The sequence below is a fragment of the Candidatus Baltobacteraceae bacterium genome (genome assembly GCA_036488875.1).
Classification (GTDB): Bacteria; Vulcanimicrobiota; Vulcanimicrobiia; order Vulcanimicrobiales; family Vulcanimicrobiaceae; genus JAFAHZ01.
Genome location: DASXGW010000002.1, coordinates 38,848 through 57,845 on the forward strand (window position 1 = coordinate 38,848; position 18,998 = coordinate 57,845).

The 18,998-nt window shown below is 63.2% G+C and carries 20 protein-coding genes; 16 read left to right on the top strand and 4 right to left on the bottom strand.

Annotated elements, in window-relative coordinates; all coding sequences use genetic code 11:
- The first annotated feature begins 140 nt into the window (after window positions 1-140).
- Genes rpsB through VGG89_02735 form a run of 11 tightly spaced genes read left to right on the top strand, consistent with a single transcriptional unit; the run spans window position 141 to window position 8,577 of the window.
- Window positions 141-914 (top strand): 30S ribosomal protein S2, encoded by a 774-nt coding sequence (gene rpsB / locus VGG89_02685; protein HEY1975436.1) that lies wholly within the window; start codon window positions 141-143, stop codon window positions 912-914.
- 27 nt (window positions 915-941) lie between these two features.
- Window positions 942-1,538: a translation elongation factor Ts gene (gene tsf / locus VGG89_02690; protein ID HEY1975437.1), complete on the top strand. Its 597-nt coding sequence runs from the start codon at window positions 942-944 to the stop codon at window positions 1,536-1,538.
- An 8-nt stretch (window positions 1,539-1,546) separates the two neighbouring features.
- Window positions 1,547-2,284: a UMP kinase gene (gene pyrH / locus VGG89_02695; GenBank protein HEY1975438.1), complete on the top strand. Its 738-nt coding sequence runs from the start codon at window positions 1,547-1,549 to the stop codon at window positions 2,282-2,284.
- Between the two features lies 1 nt (window position 2,285).
- Window positions 2,286-2,843: a ribosome recycling factor gene (frr, locus tag VGG89_02700; protein HEY1975439.1), complete on the top strand. Its 558-nt coding sequence runs from the start codon at window positions 2,286-2,288 to the stop codon at window positions 2,841-2,843.
- Between the two features lie 5 nt (window positions 2,844-2,848).
- Window positions 2,849-3,055 (top strand): hypothetical protein, encoded by a 207-nt coding sequence (locus VGG89_02705; GenBank protein ID HEY1975440.1) that lies wholly within the window; start codon window positions 2,849-2,851, stop codon window positions 3,053-3,055.
- The gene (uppS, locus tag VGG89_02710; GenBank protein ID HEY1975441.1) at window positions 3,052-3,780 is read left to right on the top strand and encodes a polyprenyl diphosphate synthase; all 729 of its coding nucleotides are present in this window, start codon (window positions 3,052-3,054) and stop codon (window positions 3,778-3,780) included. Before VGG89_02705 ends, uppS begins: the two co-directional genes overlap by 4 nt.
- Window positions 3,777-4,619 (top strand): phosphatidate cytidylyltransferase, encoded by an 843-nt coding sequence (locus VGG89_02715; GenBank protein ID HEY1975442.1) that lies wholly within the window; start codon window positions 3,777-3,779, stop codon window positions 4,617-4,619. Before uppS ends, VGG89_02715 begins: the two co-directional genes overlap by 4 nt.
- A 1-nt stretch (window position 4,620) precedes the next feature.
- Window positions 4,621-5,793 carry a 1-deoxy-D-xylulose-5-phosphate reductoisomerase gene (locus VGG89_02720; protein ID HEY1975443.1) on the top strand — a complete coding sequence of 391 codons (1,173 nt, stop codon included), beginning with the start codon at window positions 4,621-4,623 and terminating at the stop codon, window positions 5,791-5,793.
- Window positions 5,787-6,956 carry a M50 family metallopeptidase gene (locus VGG89_02725; GenBank protein HEY1975444.1) on the top strand — a complete coding sequence of 390 codons (1,170 nt, stop codon included), beginning with the start codon at window positions 5,787-5,789 and terminating at the stop codon, window positions 6,954-6,956. The genes VGG89_02720 and VGG89_02725 overlap by 7 nt, the downstream gene beginning before the upstream one ends.
- Entirely contained in the window at window positions 6,956-8,101 is a 1,146-nt protein-coding gene (gene ispG / locus VGG89_02730) for a flavodoxin-dependent (E)-4-hydroxy-3-methylbut-2-enyl-diphosphate synthase (protein ID HEY1975445.1), read from the top strand. Before VGG89_02725 ends, ispG begins: the two co-directional genes overlap by 1 nt.
- Complete coding sequence (locus VGG89_02735) at window positions 8,098-8,577, top strand: copper amine oxidase N-terminal domain-containing protein (GenBank protein ID HEY1975446.1); 480 nt, start codon at window positions 8,098-8,100, stop codon at window positions 8,575-8,577. Before ispG ends, VGG89_02735 begins: the two co-directional genes overlap by 4 nt.
- Before the next feature lie 126 nt (window positions 8,578-8,703).
- On the opposite strand, the gene VGG89_02740 is transcribed toward VGG89_02735, so the two are convergent.
- Entirely contained in the window at window positions 8,704-10,230 is a 1,527-nt protein-coding gene (locus tag VGG89_02740) for an amino acid permease (protein HEY1975447.1), read from the bottom strand.
- A 58-nt stretch (window positions 10,231-10,288) separates the two neighbouring features.
- Between VGG89_02740 and VGG89_02745 the strand changes: the two genes are divergently transcribed.
- From VGG89_02745 to VGG89_02755, 3 genes are read left to right on the top strand one after another with little or no spacing between them, the layout of a single operon-like run.
- Window positions 10,289-10,840: an NUDIX hydrolase gene (locus VGG89_02745; protein HEY1975448.1), complete on the top strand. Its 552-nt coding sequence runs from the start codon at window positions 10,289-10,291 to the stop codon at window positions 10,838-10,840.
- A gap of 11 nt (window positions 10,841-10,851) precedes the next feature.
- Entirely contained in the window at window positions 10,852-11,502 is a 651-nt protein-coding gene (locus VGG89_02750; GenBank protein ID HEY1975449.1) for a hypothetical protein, read from the top strand.
- Window positions 11,503-11,559: 57 nt separating this feature from the next.
- Window positions 11,560-14,019: a TonB-dependent receptor gene (locus VGG89_02755; GenBank protein HEY1975450.1), complete on the top strand. Its 2,460-nt coding sequence runs from the start codon at window positions 11,560-11,562 to the stop codon at window positions 14,017-14,019.
- Window positions 14,020-14,025: 6 nt separating this feature from the next.
- On the opposite strand, the gene VGG89_02760 is transcribed toward VGG89_02755, so the two are convergent.
- Entirely contained in the window at window positions 14,026-14,622 is a 597-nt protein-coding gene (locus VGG89_02760) for a cob(I)yrinic acid a,c-diamide adenosyltransferase (GenBank protein HEY1975451.1), read from the bottom strand.
- 80 nt (window positions 14,623-14,702) lie between these two features.
- Between VGG89_02760 and VGG89_02765 the strand changes: the two genes are divergently transcribed.
- Window positions 14,703-14,882: a hypothetical protein gene (locus VGG89_02765; protein HEY1975452.1), complete on the top strand. Its 180-nt coding sequence runs from the start codon at window positions 14,703-14,705 to the stop codon at window positions 14,880-14,882.
- A gap of 37 nt (window positions 14,883-14,919) precedes the next feature.
- Here VGG89_02765 and VGG89_02770 read toward each other — a convergent pair whose 3' ends face one another.
- Window positions 14,920-15,114 carry a hypothetical protein gene (locus tag VGG89_02770; protein HEY1975453.1) on the bottom strand — a complete coding sequence of 65 codons (195 nt, stop codon included), beginning with the start codon at window positions 15,112-15,114 and terminating at the stop codon, window positions 14,920-14,922.
- A gap of 141 nt (window positions 15,115-15,255) precedes the next feature.
- Here VGG89_02770 and VGG89_02775 point away from each other — a divergent pair, with 141 nt between their 5' ends.
- On the top strand, window positions 15,256-18,723 hold the full coding sequence (locus VGG89_02775; protein ID HEY1975454.1) for an AAA family ATPase: 3,468 nt from the start codon (window positions 15,256-15,258) through the stop codon (window positions 18,721-18,723).
- Here VGG89_02775 and VGG89_02780 read toward each other — a convergent pair.
- A complete protein-coding gene (locus VGG89_02780) occupies window positions 18,720-18,917 on the bottom strand; it encodes a hypothetical protein (GenBank protein ID HEY1975455.1) in 198 nt (65 codons plus the stop codon). The two genes, VGG89_02775 and VGG89_02780, sit on opposite strands and share 4 nt — an antisense overlap.
- Window positions 18,918-18,998: the final 81 nt, after the last annotated feature.

The window sequence follows — 18,998 nt, forward strand, 5'->3', positions numbered from 1 at the left end:
CGTGTGCTATAATGCCCCGGGCCGCCGCAAGGCGGCTCTTAGTACACTACGCCCGGCACGAGGCCGGGCGGTTATGGCTCCAGACCAGGGTCGCGATGCCAGGAGGGCCGGCGGCCGGGGCCAGAGAGGGTTCTTTCATCATGTCCGTCGTGACCATGCGCGAGCTGCTGGAGGCGGGAGTCCACTTCGGCCATCAAACGCGCCGGTGGAATCCGAAGATGAAGCCGTTCATCTTCCAAGAGCGCAACGGTATTTACATCATCGATCTCGCGCTCACCGTTGCGAAGCTGCGCGAGACGTACGAAGTCGTCAAACAACTGGCGCGCGAAGGCCGCGTCATTCTTTTCGTCGGCACGAAGAAACAAGCGCAGGACGTCGTTCGCGAAGAAGCCGAACGCGCCGGCACGTATTTCGTCAACCAGCGCTGGCTGGGTGGAACGCTGACGAACTTCTCCACGATTCAGAAGCGTATCGCGCGTCTGCGCGAGCTCGAGAATATGAAGACTCAGGGCGATTTCGACCGCCTTCCGAAGAAAGAAGTCGCCAAGCTCCAAGACGAGATGAACAAGCTCGAGCGGTTCTTGGGCGGCATCAAAGACATGCATCGTTTGCCGGACGCGATCTTCGTCGTCGATCCGAAGAAAGAGCGCATCGCCGTATTGGAAGCGCGCAAGCTCAAGATTCCGATCATCGCCGTGATCGATACGAACTGCGATCCCGACGAAATCGACTACCCGATCCCGGGCAACGACGACGCCATTCGCGCCGTCAAGCTGATGGTCGGCAAGATCGCCGACGCGATCATCGAGGGTCGCACCGAGAGCGAGAGCTCTTACGACGAAAACGCGTACGGAACCGGTTCCGACGAGTTCGCTCAGAATGGATCGGCCGCCACGGCCGAGGCCGAAGCATAGAGTTTAGGAGAATACGTGTCAAGCGCAATGTCCTATCAACCGAAAGCCGAAGAGATCAAAGCCCTTCGCGAAGACACCAGCGCACCGATGATGGACTGCCGCAAGGCGCTCGTCGACGCAGCCGGCGACATGGTCAAGGCCAAAGCGCTGCTGCTCGAGCGCGGCGCCGCACAAGCGGCGAAAAAGGCCGATCGCGTCGCCAACGAGGGCACCGTCGCGAGCTACATCCACATGGGCGGCAAGATCGGCGCGCTCGTCGAGGTCAACAGTGAGACCGACTTCGTCGCGCGCAATCCGCGTTTTGGCGAGCTCGCGCGCGATATCGCCATGCACGTCGCGGCGATGTCGCCGAAGTATCTCGATCGCGAGAGCGTTCCGAGCGAGGTCGTCGATCAGGCGCGCGCTGAGTTCCGTGCGAACGTGCCCGCGAACAAGCCGCCCGAGGTTGCCGAGAAGATCGTCGAAGGCAAGCTCAACAAGTGGTTCGAGGAGCACTGTCTGCTCGACCAGGCGTTCGTGAAAGACGATTCGATGACGGTCGCCGACCTGATCAACGGCGCGATCGGCACGCTCGGCGAAAAGATTCGCGTCCGTCGCTTCACTAAATACGCTCTAGGAGAATAGCCTACCGCATGGACGGTCCTCGATACTCGCGCGTTCTGCTCAAGATCTCCGGCGAAGCCTTTGCCGGAAACGATACCGGCGTCGACGTTGCGACGACTCGCGCGATGGCCGAGCAGATCGCCGAGGTCAGCCGGGCCGGCGTGTCGATCGCCGTGGTCGTCGGCGGCGGGAACATTTGGCGGGGTAAGGTGCACGAAGAGGCCGGTATGGATCGTGCGACCGCCGATTACATGGGCATGCTCGCGACCGTGATCAACGCGCTGGCGCTCCAAGACGCGCTGGAGCGGATGGGCGTACCGTCGCGGGTACAGACCGCCATCGCCATGCATCAGATCGCCGAGCCGTACATTCGCAGACGCGCGATTCGCCACTTGGAGAAGGGGCGTATCGTGATCTTTGCGGCGGGGACGGGCAATCCGTATTTTACGACCGATACGACCGCGGCGCTGCGCGCCGTCGAGGTCAACGCCGAGGCGATTCTCAAAGCCACGAAGGTCGACGGCGTTTACTCGGCCGATCCCAAGAAGGATCCGACGGCGACGCGCTTCGATCGTCTCGAATACATGGAAATGCTCCAACGCGGGCTCGAGGTCATGGATTCCACCGCAATGGCGCTGTGCATGGACAATGCGCTGCCGATTATCGTTTTCGACATGACGGTTCCGGGAAATATCCGGCGGGCGATTTGGGGTGAGCCCATCGGAACCTACGTAGGGCGCCCGGAAGCGGCGACGGCGAGGAGTTAGAATGGCCGACAAGTACTTCGCGGACATCGAATCCAAGATGAGCAAGTGCGTCGACGCGACGCGCTCGGATTTTGCGTCGATTCGAACCGGTCGCGCCACCCCGGCGCTGCTGGACCGGGTTTTAGTCGAGGCGTACGGACAATCGGTTCCGCTCAAGCAAGTCGCCGGCATCTCGGTGCCGGACACGCGTACGCTCGTTATCACCGCCTACGATAAGAGCGTGGTGCCCGAGATCAAGAAAGGCATCGAAAAAAGCGACCTTGGGCTGACTCCCAACGTCGACGGAACCGCGATTCGTTTGACGATCCCTCCGCTCAACGAAGAGCGGCGCAAAGATCTCGCCAAAGTCGTTAAGAAGAAGGCCGAAGACGGCAAAGTAGCCGTGCGCAACGTCCGCCATCACGGGCACGACGACATCAAGAATCAGCTCAAGAAGCACGAGATCACCGAAGACGACAACAAGCGGATGCTCAAGACGTTAGACGACCTGACCGCACGCTTCGTCAAAGACATCGACGCGCTGGTCGTCGCCAAAGAAAAAGAAATCATGGAAGTGTAGGCCCCGTGAACGAGGATCTGATTCTCTCTCGGGAGGTCGACGCACGACGGGCCCTGCGCGGGCGTCGCGTTAGCTTTTCCGTGCTCGCGCCGTATGGACCGTGGGTCGGCTGCGGCGCGCTGCGCGTGCTGCGCTTGAAGACCGCGGACGACGATTCGGCAGAACTCGTCGCCGGATACGAGCGCTACGAACGCCACGAGTTCGCGCAATGATCAATCCGCGAACCGAGCTCGCTACGGGACGAATTCCGCGACACGTCGCCATCATCATGGACGGCAACCGCCGCTGGGCGAAGTGCCACGGTTTCCCCGCTATCGAAGGACATCGGCGCGGCATCGTGTCGCTGCGCCGGGTAACCCGCGCGGCGAGCGACCTGGGCATCCAAGCGCTGACCGTCTACGGATTTTCGACGGAGAACTGGAATCGCGACGCGGGCGAAGTCTCGCTGCTGTTCGATCTCTGCGTCTATTTCGCACGGAACGAGCTCGCCGAGCTGCAGCGCAACAACGTGCGCGTGCGCATCATCGGCGATTGGGAGTCGCTGCCCGACTCACCGCGCCGCGCGCTAGCCGACTTGCAGCAGGGTACGCTGCGCAATACCGGCCTGCTGCTCAACATCGCAGTTAACTATAGTTCGCACGCCGAACTCGAGCGCGCGATGCGCGCGATCGCGCGCGACGTTGCCGAGCGCAAACTCTCGCCGGACGCGATCGATGAAGCGCTCATCGCGCGGCATCTGTATACCGCGGACCTGCCCGAGCTCGATCTTCTCATCCGGCCGGGAGGCGAGCACCGGCTTTCAAACTTTTTGCTGTACCAGGCGGCCTATGCCGAGCTGGTCATGACCGACGTCTTCTGGCCCGATTTCTCCGGCGAGGATCTCATTGCCGCCGTCGTCGAGTTTCAGCAACGCGAGCGGCGGTTCGGCGGAGCGTGACGGAGGGCTCGTTAAACAGCCGCTTCGTCGTCGGCACCTTCGGCCGGCGGGTCGTGGTCGGCTTGATCGTCGCCGCCATCGGCTTGGGATGCGTTTTCGTTCCGTGGATCTTTTATCTGTTGCTGCTCGCGATCGGTTTGGCGAGCATTTACGAACTGAATCGGCTGTGCGAGATCAAAGGACAGCCGCTCGAGTACCAGGTGGCCGTCGTCGGGGTCGGCGCGTATATCGCGATGGCCGTCTTCGGGATGATCCACAGGTGGGAAGGCGTGCTGCTGGCGGGGATCGTCGTTGCGGCGTTTTGCATCGGGATGTACGGCGAGCAAAAAGGGTACTTCGCGCGCACCGCTTACACGCTGTTGGCGGTTCTGTACATCGGCAAGCTTCTCACGTACTTCGTCTTCATCCGCCAGATCCCCGGAACGGGATTGGCGATGAGCTTCTACGTCATCGTGACGATCGCGCTCACCGACATCTTCGGGATGCTGATCGGTTCGGCGATCGGACGCCATCAGATGACGATGATCTCGCCGAAGAAGACCATCGAGGGATCGCTCGGCGCGCTCGCGATCGTCGTGGTTTTTGCGGTCGGCGCCACGTGGCTGCCGCAGCTCCATCTCGTGTGGTGGCAAGGTGCGGTGCTCGGCGCGTTTACGTGCATCGCGGCGCAAGCCGGCGATCTCGCGGAGTCGGCGCTTAAGCGCGACGCGGGCGTGAAGGACGCGGGCGACATGATCGTCGGTCACGGCGGCGTGCTCGACCGCTTCGATTCGTATCTGTTCGGCGGAGTGGCGTTTTTCGCGACCTTGCATTTGCTCGGAATCCTGCAGGTGCAATAGCGTGCGACGCCGCGTTGCGATATTAGGCTCGACGGGATCGATCGGGACGCAGGCGCTCGACGTGATCGCGCGCCATCCGGACCGCTTTGAAATCGTCGCATTGGCCGCGGGACGCAACGTCGATCTGCTGCGCGAACAAGTCGCCCGTTTCAAACCGGCGATTGCGACGTCGGCCGATGACGGGCCCGACGGACTGCGCCGCGTCGCCGTCGAGAGCCGGCCCGACGTCGTTCTCGCAGCAACCGACGGCGCCGTCGCATTCGACGCGGTGCTTGCCGCGATCGAGCGCGGCACGGCGATCGCCGTTGCGAATAAAGAACTCATCGTCGCGGCCGGCGAGCTGTTCGTCGCGCAGGCTAAACGTCACGGCGCGCGGCTGCTTCCCGTCGACAGCGAGCACAGCGCAATCTTCCAATGTTTGGTCGGCGAGGAATCGTCGTCGATCGCCGAGATCGTCGTTACCGCTTCGGGCGGACCGTTCTGGCGGCACACGAAGGAAGCGATGGAGCGCGCCGATCTTTCGGCGGCATTGGCGCACCCGACGTGGCGGATGGGAACCAAGAACACGATCGACTCCGCGACGATGATGAACAAAGGACTCGAGGTGATCGAAGCGAGCCGCTTGTTCGGCGTTCCCGGCGATCGCGTTCGCATCGTCGTCCATCCGCAGTCGATCGCGCACGGGTTCGTGATCTTCACCGACGGCAGCGTCAAGGGCCAGCTCGCAGCCCCCGACATGCGCATCCCCATCGGCTACGCCCTCGCATATCCGGATCGCCTCCCTTGTCATCCTGAGCGTAGCGAGCGCGCGAGCGAAGTCGAAGGGCAGGCGAATCCTCTCGTGGCACTTGGGGCGAAGCCCTCGGCTGAGGCGCTGCGTTACGATTTCGAACCTCCGGACCCCGAGCGGTTCCCGTGCGTCCGGCTGGCGTACGAGGCGCTGGCGGCGGGGGGAACCGTACCGGCCGTGCTCTCGGCTGCAAACGAAGTCGCCGTCGGCGCGTTTGTCGAAGGTAGGATCGCTTTTGGGGAGATTTCGCGTATCATCGAAGCCGCGATGCACCAAGTCGAGCGCGGGGAGCCGACGCTCGACGGCGTGCGCTCGGCCGACCGGAAGGCTCGCCAAACCGCAACCGCTATGCTAGAGACGATCGAAAGGCCCTCCCCTTGTTAACCGCCACCCTCGCAGTCATCACGTTCGTCGGACTCGGCAAAGTCCTGACGTTCGTCATCATGCTGAGCGTGCTGGTCGTGCTTCACGAGTTCGGGCATTTTCTGGTCGCGCGCCGTAACGGCGTCAAAGTCAACGAGTTTGCCGTTGGCATGGGTCCAAAGATCGTCGGCTGGACCAGTCCTCGAACCGGCACGCTCTACTCGTTCCGCGCGCTGCTCATCGGCGGCTACTGCGCGATGGAAGGCGAGGATAATAAAACGTCGGAAGCCGAGCAGCAGCGCGAGTTCCGCGAGCATGAGAAGTCATGGCGGCTCGAGGAGCGGCCAAATCGTCTGATGCTGGGCCATAACTTCCAATCCAAAACGCCGTGGCAGCGTTTGGCGATCGTGCTGGCTGGCCCGGTCGCAAACTTCATTCTGTGTTTCCTATTGCTGCTTGCCAGCGCGGTGTTGTTCGGCGTGCAAAGCGATCAAAAGCAGCCGATGGTCCTGCAGCTCGTCAGCGGTTCGCCCGCCGATCATGCGGGAATCCGCGTGGGCGATCGTATCGTCGAGCTCAACGGCGTTGAGGTCACGAGCGGTCAAACGCTCATCGACAAGATTCACAACTCGCTGGGCAAACCGCTCGAGCTCGTCTACCAGCGCGACGGTATCCGCACCAAAGTCCGCGTGACGCCGGCCAAGTGTCCCCCGACCCAACCGCACCAGGGATGCATCGGATTCGTTCCGGTGCCGGCTTACGAGCACGTCGGGCTCGGCAAAGCGTTCTCGCAGAGCATCGGCGAGTTCGAATATATTGCGGACGTAACGTTCGGCAGCATCGGCATGATCGTGATGCACTTCACGCAGTACGCCCCGCAGGTGTCGGGAGTGATCGGCATGGGTCAAGCCGCGACGACCATTCAAGATTTCGGATGGGGACCGTATTTGTGGCTGGCGGCGACCATTTCGTTCGCACTGGGACTCTTTAACTTGTTGCCCGTGCCCGCGCTCGACGGAGGCCGTGCCGCCTTCATCGTCGCCGAGCTCCTTCGTGGAAAACCGGTCGATCCGGAAAAGGAGGCAATGGTGCACGTCGCCGGCTTTGCGGCATTGATGGCGTTGATGCTGCTCGTCGCTTTTCACGATATCGCACGCATCGTCAGTGGAAATGGAGTAATGTAGTGGCCGTCCGCCTACGCCGTAAGAGCAAACCGATCTTCCTGCAGAATAAGACCGGTAAATCCGACGCAAAGAGTGTGTGGATCGGCGGCGACTATCCGGTCGTCGTGCAATCGATGACCACGACCGACACCGCGGATGCCGACAAGACGCTCGAGCAGATCTACGGCTTGGCGATGGAGGGCTGCGAAGTCGTTCGCGTCACGGTCAAGGACCCGCCCGACGCCGCCGGTTTACCCGCGATCGTCTATCGCTCGCCGGTGCCGATCGTCGCCGACATTCATTTCGATCACAAGATGGCGCTGGCGGCGATCGAAGCCGGCGTTGCGAAACTGCGTTTGAATCCGGGTAACATCCGCGACCCCAAGAAGGTCGCCGAAGTCGTCACCGCGGCAAAGGCTAAGGGCATTCCGATCCGCGTCGGCGTGAACATGGGATCGCTCGCGCCCGATCTCGAGAAGACCCTGGGACACTCGCCCGAGGCAATGGTGGAATCGGCGCTGCGCCACGTGGCGATGCTCGAAGAGCACGGACACGAAGACATCGCGATCTCGCTCAAGGCGCACGATGTCACGACGACCGTGCACGCCTATCGGCTGATGGATCGGCGCCTGCGCGAGCGCAACACGCCGTACGCGCTGCATCTGGGCATTACCGAAGCCGGCTTGTTGCGCGACGGCACCATTAAATCGTCGATCGGTCTGGGCATTCTGCTCTTCGAGGGCATCGGCGACACGATTCGCGTTTCGCTGGCTGCCGATCCGATCGAAGAAGTGCCCGTCTGCTGGAGCATGCTCAAGGCGTTGGGACTGCGCGAAAAGGGCTTCGAGATCACCGCGTGTCCGTCGTGCGGACGTGCCGAGATTTCGGTGCTCGAACTGGGACAAGCCGTCGAAGCGATTGCAAAATCGTATCAAGCGCCGGTGAAAGTCGCGGTTATGGGCTGTGTCGTCAACGGTCCGGGTGAATCGAAGATGGCCGACGTCGGCGTCGCCGGCGGTAAAGGCAAGGGCGCGATCTACCGCGCGGGTGAGCTCGTCGGCACGTATCCCGAAGACGAGCTGCTCGGCATGCTGCGTCTGGAAATCGAAAAGGTCATCGCCGAAAAATACCCCGCCTACTTGCACGAGATCGGCGCGAAGAGTTGACCTATCGAATCCCGAGTTGGCGTACGCTAACGGTGACGGCGTTCGTTGCGCTCGTCGCGTCGGCGCTATTAGCTTTCTCGCGACCCGCGGTGATGATGGTCGACGGGCAGCGCGTCGAAAGCGACGTCCCTCCCGTCACCACGACCGCGGATAAGGTGTTCGTGCCCCTGCGCTCGCTCGCAGAAGCGCTGGGTGCGCAGACCGACCTCGACGAAAAAGGGCGCATCGACGTCGTGCGGGGTAATCAGTCCCTGCGCGTGCGCGTCGGCGATACCCACGCGACGCTCAACGGCATGCCGCTGACGATGAAGCATCCACCGTTTCGCGTGCGCGGCCGCGTGATGATTTCGCTAAAAACCGTCGCTGCCGCTTTCGGCGTACGCGTGAGTTACGATCCGCGCACGCAGCGTATCGACGTGCTGACGCCCGGAATCGGTCAAGCCACGACCCCCGGCTCTACCGACACGACCCAGTAACCGCATTGTCATCCTGAGCGTAGGCGCGAAGCGCCGAAGTCGAAGGGCAGGCGAATCGCAGCGTTTGAGGCGCCTGCCCTTCGACTTCGCTCGCTGCGCTCGCTACGCTCAGGATGACAAGGCTAGCTAAGCGTACTCGGTGAGGCCTTCGGGTTCTTCGACGGGGACGACGTCGTCGGGATTGGATTTACGGAATCCGTAGCTGAAGAAGAAGATCAGACCGACGACCAGCGCGAGCAGGAACCAGGTCCACGTCGCGCGCGATAGACCAAAAACGGCCAGGAAAAGCGAGAACGCAATTCCGAGCAAGGGAAAGAGCGGCACGAAGGGGACGCGGAACGAGCGCGGCATATCCGGCTTGCGTTTGCGCAGATAGAGCACCCCGGCGCACACGACGGTAAAGGCGATGAGCGTTCCGATGTTCACGAGGTTGAGCAAGTTGTTGAGCGGCACGATCAACGCGAGCACCGCTACCGCGACGCCCGTGATCATCGTCGTGACCATCGGTGTCTGAAACTTTGGGTGAACGGCCGCGACGGCCGGCGGCAGCATGCCGTCGCGCGCCATGACGTAGAAGATCCGCGATTGCCCTAAAAGCGACGCAAGTGCGACGCTGGTGGTGCCCGCCAAAACGCCTACGGTGATGACGGCTGTGAAAATGGGTGAGTGCAGCGGCGCTAATGCGTAGACGAGCGGATTCTTGATCGGCACTTCGTTCCACGGAACCGCACCCACCAGCACGATTGCGGTCGCGCAGTAGATGATCGTGCCGATGACCAGTGCGCCGATGACGCCCACGGGAATGTCGAACTGGGGGCGCTTACATTCCTCCGCCGTCGTCGTCGCGGTGTCGAACCCAATGTAGCTGAAGAAGACGTACGCGCCGATCGCGATGATCCCGTACGGTTGCGCGGTCGACGAATAGTCTGCTACACCGCCGAACGGATGCAGCGTGCCCCAGCCGACGGGATTGAAGTTGGCGAAGTGGCCGGCGTGAAACAGGAGCGCGCCGGCGGCGATGAACACGAGCAGTGCTGAAATCTTCAATACGACGAAAATGTTGTTGACCGTTGCGGACTCGCGAATGCCGATCGACAGCAAGAGGCTCAGGCCGATAACGAAGAGGGCCGCGAGCACGTCGCATTGCGAATGGGCGAGATCCCAGCTGCCGAGTTGCCACCACGATCCGTTGACGACCAGGTTCGATTGCTGTGCCCACGTGGGAAAGGAGATGCCGATCGATTTGATCGCGTCTTGCAAAGCGGCGGAGAACTGCTGCGCGACCGGCGCGGCGCTGATGCCGTATTCGAAAATCAGCGCGAAGCCGATGATCCACGCAAACAGCTTGCCGAGCGTCGCGTACGCGTACGTATAGGCGCTTCCGGCGACGGGAACCATCGCGCCGAGTTCCGCGTAGCACAGGGCCGCGAAGAACGACGTGAGTCCCGCGAGCAAGTACGACACCATGACGGCCGGGCCGGCGCCTTTGACGCCGGTTCCGATGGTCGTGAAGATGCCGCCGCCGATCATCGTTCCTAGCCCGATGGCGACCAGGTCCTTGGCGGTGAGGGCGCGTTTGAGGATTTTGCGCGTGCCAAGCTCGCGCAGCTTATCGACGTTGGTCGTCGCGAATAGCTGGGAAACGAAGGACATTCGCCCACGGTTCGCAGAGGGGAGGGAAGCATCCCCCTCTCCGAATCGGTCAGCGTCAATGGAAGCAGATCCGTACGTTCGCATTCGCTCGAAAGAGCTCTATCGCAATCCGTGGCTAGCCGTCGAGGCGCACGAGATTCTTCATCCCAACGGCGAGCCGGGAGAGCACGTGCTCGTCGTCATTCCAAAGGCCTGCGCGGTCGTGGTGGAAGACGGCGACGATCTCATCTTCGCGCGACAGCCGCGCTTTGGAGCGCGTCGCAGTGTCGTCGAGATCGTCAAGGGTGGTCACGACCCGGGAGAATCGCCGCTCGAGTGCGCGCAGCGCGAGCTTCGCGAGGAGCTCGGTATCGTGGCGGCGTCGTGGACGGAGCTGGGCAGCTTGTTCGAGATCCCGTCGATCGTGAACGAGCCGCTGACGCTGTTCGTCGCGCGCGACCTCACGTTCGAGGCGGCCACGCCCGAGCGCCAAGAGAGCATCGAGCTCGTCCGCTATCCCATTCGTACCGCGCTTCACTACGCGCTCGACGGCGTTATTGACGATGCCGTGACGGTTGCGGCACTCTTCCGTTATGCCGCTACGAAGGGATTCGTCCGGCCGCCGTCGTGAAGAGACAGGTCGTGCGCAGAATTCAGGCGGCTTTCTATGGCGCGCTCGTCTTGGTGACCGGAGCAATTTCGGCCATCCTGGCGCACGTCGTCATCGACGTTGCCGGCGATTATCTGCTGCCGCACGACGCCTACGACGGCATGGAGCATCACTCGCGCGCCGTCTTCGCGGCAATCACCGTTACGTTGACGGCCGTCGTCGCGCTGCGCTTTCTCTGGGAAGCCCTGGATCGCCGCTGCACGTCGCTGACCGAGCTTCTGCGCGGTCTGCGCGCCGCGCGCGGCGCATCGCCGTGGCGATTCGTCGCGCTGGTCGTGGCCGTTGCGTTCGCCGCACTGCTGGCGATGGAGTACGCCGACGCGCTGAGCGATCGCGTCGTCGTCAACGGATTCGAGGATCTGCTCGGCGGTTCGTTTTGGCTTGGTATGAGCAGCGTGACGCTCGTGAGCGTCGCGGTAGCCTGGTGCGTACGCTTTGCACTTCACGCACTTGCCGATTGGGAACCCGTCATCGCGGCCCTTGTCGAGCGGCTGCTGGGCCGGCGCAGTCACCGGTCGCCGTCGCTCGCGACGCACGAACCGCTCACCATCACGCTCGACGGCGCTTGCCGTCTCGCGCGGCGTTCCGGAAAACGCGCACCGCCGCTCTTCACTCCCGCTTGATCTAACACATACAGCACCTTTTCCGGGAGTGTCCATTTGCAACGCCTCATCAGGCGCGTGTCTCGGACGGCACGCGCGTTCTCACTGCTTGCAGCGATAGTACTGCTCTTCGCGGTGCGCGCCCTCGCCGACGAGCATCACGACAACCACGAGCATCGCGACGTGCACGGAACCGTCGCGACGAGCGATGGCAATCCGATCGCCAATGCCAGCATTACGCTCAACGGCGGCCGGAAAATCGTTCGCGCGACGAGCGACGTGCGCGGGCGGTTCGAGCTCAAAGAGGTTCGGGCGGGCACGTATTTGATTTCCGTCGTGGCGCCGGGATACAGCCCGATCTCGGGGCGCACCATCGACGTCGGGGGCGATCGCGAAACGCGGCTGTCGCTCGTTATGGAACCGGAGACGACGAGCTCACTGACCGTGATCGGCGACGTCATCTCAAACGCCGGCTCGACCGTGTCCACGTCGTCCGCACCGAGCGTCAACATCAACGCGCAGACGGCGGCCGCCCAGGGAACGACGTCGGTGAGCGACATGCTCTGGGGAGAGATGGGGACGACGCCGTCGCTGCCGCTGGGCGGTGGAAGCAACGCAATCGTCAGCATGGCCGTGCGCGGTCCCGATCCAACCGAAACGCTCGTGGATATCGACGGGCATCAAGTCAACAACGGCAACACCGGCGACTTCGATCTCTCGCTGCTCGATCCGGCGGCGCTGGCCGACGTGCAAGTCGTCTACGGCATTTCGCCGTCGTCGCTGGTCGGACCGAACACGCTCGGCGGAGCGGTCAACATCGTTACGCTTCAACCCAGCGCCCAGCCGCAAACCCTGCTGCGCGGATTTTTGGGGTCGTTCGGCAGCACAGGCCAGACGCTGCAAACGACTGGAAGCAGCGGACGCTTCGGCTATGCCGCATCGTTGCACCGGGCGACGTCGCTCGGCAGCGTCAATCAATCGGTGGTGAACTCCGACGGCGACGCTGCAACCGTCGGGAGCGACTTCTTCGGCGAAACGATGCTCTCGAAACTGCGTTACCAGCTCGGCGACGGATACGGGTATCTGCAGCTGAGCGTCCGCGATCAGGCCGTCAACGAAGATCTCTCGTCGCTGCTCACCAACTATACTCCTTCGGGCTTCGGCGGCGGCGACGACGCGATCGCGCGATTCGCGCCGCACGACGACCCGAGCGACGGCGGTTATCAGACGTTCGCGGGAACGTCGATGGCGTCGCATCAAGCGAACTACGGATTCGATGCCGTCGTTCCGCTAGGGCCCTCGATCGACGGCGGCGCACCGGCGACGACGTTGTCGTTTAGTCACTTGACGACCTTGGCGCAGCAATCCGTCGACGGTCCGGGGGCGCAGACGAGCCCGTACCTGTACAATCAGCGCGATCTGCTCGGCGACGATTGGATGCAGGTCGATCATCAGTTCGCCAAAGGCGATCTCTCGCTGAAGTACGACCTGTTGACCGAGGCGATGTCGACGCAATACGTGCCGGGTGCCGTGAGTGCCGACGTCATCGGGATCGGCCTGCCGAGCACCGCAAAGCAGCAAGGACCGCTCGATATTCCGCTTGCCCAGACGCAGCGGTATATCGTCGCGCGATACGACGGCAATCCGAGCACGTTCTTTCACTACTCGCTAGCCGCGTACGACAGCACGTTTAGCACCTTCGGTCATCACACCGACCCCCGGGCGGGCGTCGTTTGGACGCCCACGTCGCGGACGTCGGTTCGTGCGTCGGTCGGAACGACGTTTCAAGTCCCGCAGTTGTCGTCGCTGTTCGTGCCGCCGGTGCCTCCTCCGCCGTCGGGCGGCGTGATTTCAATCGGCAATCCAAACCTCAAACCGGACTTCGCGACGGAATACGATCTGGGCGCGGAGCAAATCTTCGGTCAAGACGGAAGCCAGCTGCATCTGTCGGCCGACGTCTACCGGACGAACATCCGAGCGGCGATCAACATCCTGGCAGTCACTCCACAACCGGGATGCAAGAAGCACTGCCCCATAGTGATGCCCATCAACGCAGGCGATCAGGTCTATCGCGGCATCGACCTTCACGCCGAGCAGCAGCTGGGCAAGCAATACCGTCTTCGTTTCGGATGGAGTCTGGATAGTTCGTACTTTTCGAAGGTACCGGCGAACGTTCAGGACGGGACGATCGTCGTGGGCGAGCAAACGCTGGGCGAACCGCTCCACAAAGCGTATCTCGGCATCGAACGCGACGTCCAGCGCGGATGGGTGTACGGCGCCGATCTCGATTGGGAAGGAACGTATAACGAGCTCAATCGCTCGCCGTACGCTACGCTAGACGCGCACGTCGCCTACCGGACGAACCGTTTCGAAATCGGCGCCTACGGAACCAACCTGACCAACGTGTATGCCAATCCGTTCACGGTCATCGGCGGCGGCGTTCTCTACGGATCGCTGCCGGGAACGCCTACGATCCCGACGGACGCGTACGTGTTACAGGGCGCGAAGGTCGTCTTCGTCGTGACGGACAGAATGTAGCCGCGTTTACTCCGGAGGGCGCGTCGTGGGATTCCAAAGATACTCCGGCTCCCCCAGCGAGTCGTTAATCCAGCGCGACCACACGAAGAGCGCGTCGGAAAGACGATTGAGATAGCGCAGCGCGTCCTCGGAAATGCCTTCCTCCTTCTCGCGCAAGGTGACGAGGTGGCGTTCGGCGCGGCGGCAGATCGTGCGTGCGAGATGCAGATGCGCCCCCGGCAGCGATCCGCCGGGAAGAATGAACGTGTCGAGCGGTACGAGGTCGTGCTGGGCTTCGTCGATCGCGCGTTCGAGCGCCGCAGCGTCATCGGCATCGACGAGCGGCATGCCTTCCCAGCGATCCTTCGGCAACGTTGCGAGTTCGCTGCCGAGATTGAACAGCTCGTCCTGCGTCCACGCGAGCCACGCGTCTAAGCGCGCCGCGCGCGGGTTGTCGCGCAACGGCCGGAGCGCCGATCGCACGACGCCGATCGCGCTGGAAAGCTCGTCGACCGTGCCGTACGTTTCGATGCGCGGCAGGTTCTTGGCGACGCGCTGGCCGCCGACGAGCCCCGTCGCGCCGCTGTCGCCGGTGCGCGTGTAAATTCGCGTGTACTTTGCCATGAATGTAAAGGCTTCGCCACGGCCTGATGAAGCCCGGCCAAAGGGACGCTTTTTGGACGAACGGGCCGCATGCTGCTAGCATGGCAACGGCGATGTATCTGACGGTGTCCATCGGCTTGCTCCTGATGCTGTTCTGGAAGTACGCTTCGTCGGAACGCGCCCGGCGCCGGCGCGGCTGGTCGTTCGACCGGGCCGAGCGCGCAGAAGATCGGGAGGGCGCGATGGTACGGAGCGCGTCGAACTCTCGCGGGTGGCGGTAGATCGCTCCGGAAGCCGAAGCCTATTGCGCGCTGCCGTTCAATCGACAGCTGCTCGCGCACGCCAACGGTCGAGAAACTCGCACAACTCGCCGTAGTTTGTGAAGTAGTGGCGCTGACCCGACGAGACGTGGGTCACCGAGGCGCGCCAAAGACTACGGACCATTCGATCGCTCTCAGACCAGATCCGAATGACGAACATCTCGTCGCGGGAACGGCGTTGCGTGCTGGCCATGTTCGTATTATCTGGGCCTCGCGTCCACAAACCGTCCAGGTGTGAAGGGCTCGGGGGATCGGTCCCCGACCGCCTTCGGAGGGTCCTGGACGCTGGATGGACGGGAGCCGGACGATAATTAACGATACAGGTCACCTAGATATGGAGCGATTGGTTATCCGGCTCTTTGGAGAGCCGGGAGCGTTCTTCGACGGTAAGCCGTGGAAATGGTCGGCTCCGCCGCGTTGTTTCCCATTGCTGGCGCTTTTGGGACTTGCGCGCGAGACACCGCCGACGCGGGCTTGGCTGGCATCGACGATGTGGCCCGAAGAGATCGAGTCGGACGCGCGATCGAACCTGCGGCGCCACCTTCACCGGCTAGCTCGGGCCCTGCCGCAAGTCGAAGGCGTCGAATGGATTCGCGGCGACGAGCGATCGATCGCGTGGAATGACGCGGCGCCGGCGCGGCTCGACGTTCGCGCGTTTGAAGAAGCCGTCGCCGATCCCGCGCGCCGCGCCGAGGCCGTCGAGATGTACCGCGGCGATTTGCTCGAGGGATTCTACGATGAATACATTTTGGCCGAACGAGAACGGCTGCGTACGCTGTATACCGACGCGCTCGCGGATCTGATCCGCGAAGCACGCGCAAAACGCGATCTGCCCTCGGCCGTCCGTTTTGCCGAGCGTTTGCTGGCCGAGGACGAATGGCGCGAAGACGCGCTGCGCGAGTGGATTTCGGCGAAATACGCTTCGGGCGATCGCTCGGGCGCGCTTGCCGGCTACGAGCGGTTCGCGCGCCGTTTGCGCGAGGAGTTTTCCTCCGAGCCGATGCCGGAAACGACGGCACTGCGCGACGCGGTGCGAGCCGGAATCGCGTTGCCCGACGATCCGCAAGACGTACTGGAACATTCGGTGTCCTCGCTTGCGGCCGTTCGATCCCCGTTCGTGGGGCGATCGGACGAGATGGAGAAGCTGCGCTCTGCGTGGACGCGCGCGGCGCGTAAGAGCGGAAGCGTGGCGTTCGTTTCGGGCGAGGCGGGTATCGGCAAATCGCGTCTCGTCGCCGAACTCGTAGCAATCGTGCGCGACCAAGGCGGCCACGCGCTCGTCGGAACGACGTCGAATCCGGAGGGCGAACCGTATCAGGCCGTTCTTTCGGCGCTGCGCGCGGGCTTGCCGAAAATCGCTCAGGCGCAACTCGATCGCGCGTGGCTCTCGTCGTTGGCCGGCGTTCTCCCCGAGATACACAGCCTTCGGCCCGACCTCAACGAAACCGAGGCGATCGAAAACGGCCGCGCGCGCGAGCGGCTGTTCGAGGCGTTCGTGCGAACCGTCGCGCAGCTCGGCGCGATGCGTCCGCTGTGCATCGTGCTGGAAGATCTGCACTGGGCCGGTCCCGCGACGATCGACGTACTGGCGGCGCTCGCGCGACGCGTGGGAACGCTGCCGGTGCTGGTCGTGGCGACGTACCGCAGCGAAGAATCGGCAACCGGCCATCCGTTACGGGAGTTGCGGACGCAGCTCGTGTCGGAGCGGCGTGCAATCGCCATTCCGCTCGAGCGCCTGTCGGAGTCGGACGTCACAAACGTGGTAAAGGCGCTCGCGGGCGACGATGCCGGCGCGACGCTCGGCGACAGCGTCGTGCGTTTGAGCGAAGGAAACCCGCTCTTCGTCGTGCAGCTGCTCGAGGGATATCGCGAGACGGGTGAAGTTCCCGACACCTCGCACGCGTTGCGCAGCGTCGGCGACGTCATCGGCGCACGCGCTAGCCGGCTGGACGACGAGGTACGTGCGGTCGCCGAAACCGCCGCGACGATCGGGCAGTCGTTTTCAGCCGACGTGGTCGCCGATATCGGCGGCTGGGACGAAAACGCCGTGCTGGACGCCGTAGGTGCGTTGATCGATCGTGCGCTCGTTCGCGAAAGTGGAAACGGATCGCTCGAATATGCATTCACGCACGCGTTGATCGCGGCGTCGATTTACGAGTGCTCCGATCCCGAGCAGCGAGCCGCGCGTCACCGGCGAGCGGCACAGGTTCTCCAACGGCGGCACGGCAGCGATCGCGCCGAAAAGGCGGCGATCGCGCGGCACTGGAACCTCGCCGGCGATGCGTCGCGCGCCGCGGCGGCGTACGTGACGGCGGCGCAGGCGGCGCTCGACGTGTACGCGCGCGAAGAAGCGATTTCACACGCGTATGCCGCCTTCGCTCTTGCACCGGACGACCGGCTGCGGTTTGAAGCGCTCGAGATCGCGTGCCGCACGCAGATCCGCACCGGCGTCGTCGAGCGTTGGAAGCGCGATGTAGATCGGCTGGTTAGAGTCGCGTCTTCGCTGGGAATTGACGAACAGTTTGCCGCGCTCAAGCTGCAGGAACGCTATGCAGCCCAGATCGTCGACTACTCACTCGAGCTATCGGCCGTCGACGCAATGTTTGCCCTGGCGAAACGCTCCGGAAACGAGGAGCATCTCGCGGAAGCGTATTATGCGCGCGGATTCTTGGAAGGCCAGCGCGGCGACGTCGGTGCCAGTCTCGCAACGCTCTCCACGGCACGCGAAATCGCGTCGAAGCTTCCCGTCGACGATCTCAACGCGCGGATCGGGCGGCAGTTCGTCAGCATGCTCGGGCGCTCGGGAAACCTCGCGCGGGCGCGGTCGGAACTCTCGGTGCAGCGCCAGCTGGTCGAGAGCGCAAACGCGTCGGCCGACCGGCGTTTGGATTTGCTGGCTTCCGAATCGACGCTCGCCGCGATGCTCGAAGACGGCGCGTGGATGGAGCGCATCGGAACCGAGATGATGTCGCTGGCGTGCACGATCGGTGACGAGTACCTCGAAGCACGCGCCTATGCGACGCTGGCCCACTCAGCGTACATGCGCCGCGATTTCGCCGCGATTCGCAGTAACTACGATCGGGCGATCGAGCACTTCACCAACGTCGGCGAGCTGCGCGCCGTACGGGTGACGTACATCAATCGCAGCGAGCTGGAGCTGCGCGTCGGACGCGTTGACGAAGCGATGCGATGGCTCGAAAAATGTTTATCGGGCGGGGATCAGCTGCACGGCCTCGACGGCGTCAGCGCGTATCGCCTCAACCGTATCGAGGCACTCTTGCTGCTCGGCCGCGCGCGCGAAGCGTTGGCCGAGGCACACGAGGCCTACGAACTGAGCTTGAGCGTCTCCGAGACGCGTTTCATGGATCAGGCGCTCACCGTGCTCGGCGCGGCCGAGTCGCTGACCGGGGACGTTGACGGTGCGGTCAAACATTTGAGCGAGGCGTTGGAAATGGCCCGTACGCGTGAGGCGTGGGGCGACTACGCAACGACGCTATGTTACCTCGTCGAGGCGTTGTTGAGCGCGGGGCGCATCGACGATGCACGCCGCTACGGCGATGGCCTCGAGGAAACGTTTTTGCACTATCATGCGCTGACGATTCATCCGACGCGGCTGTGCGCGACTTTGGCTCGCGTGGCCGAAGATTCCGGCGACGCGGCCGGCGCGCAGGTCTGGAGAACCCGCGGTTTGTCGTTGCTGGAGGCGGAGCTCAAGCGGTTCAGCGATCCAGCCGACGTCTCGGCGTATTCGTCGTTACCGTTTAATCGCGCGCTGCTCGAGGGCGCCGCGATGACGGCCTAAACGACCGCGGGCCGTTCGCGGCAGCGATCGATGAACTCGCAGAGCTCGCCATAGTTGGTGAAGTAGTGCCGCTCGCGGGACGTCACGTGCGTGACCTGCGCCCGCCAGCGTCCCGAAGGCTTGTCGCCGTCGTCTCGCCACATCCGAACGACGAAGAGATGGTCGCGTACCCGCGGGCGTTCGGCTTCACTCATGAAGCAATTGTAAAGAGACCGCCGTCCAGAACTCGTCCATATGGCCCGGCCGGGCGCAGGCGAAGCGCCGGTTTGGGTCAA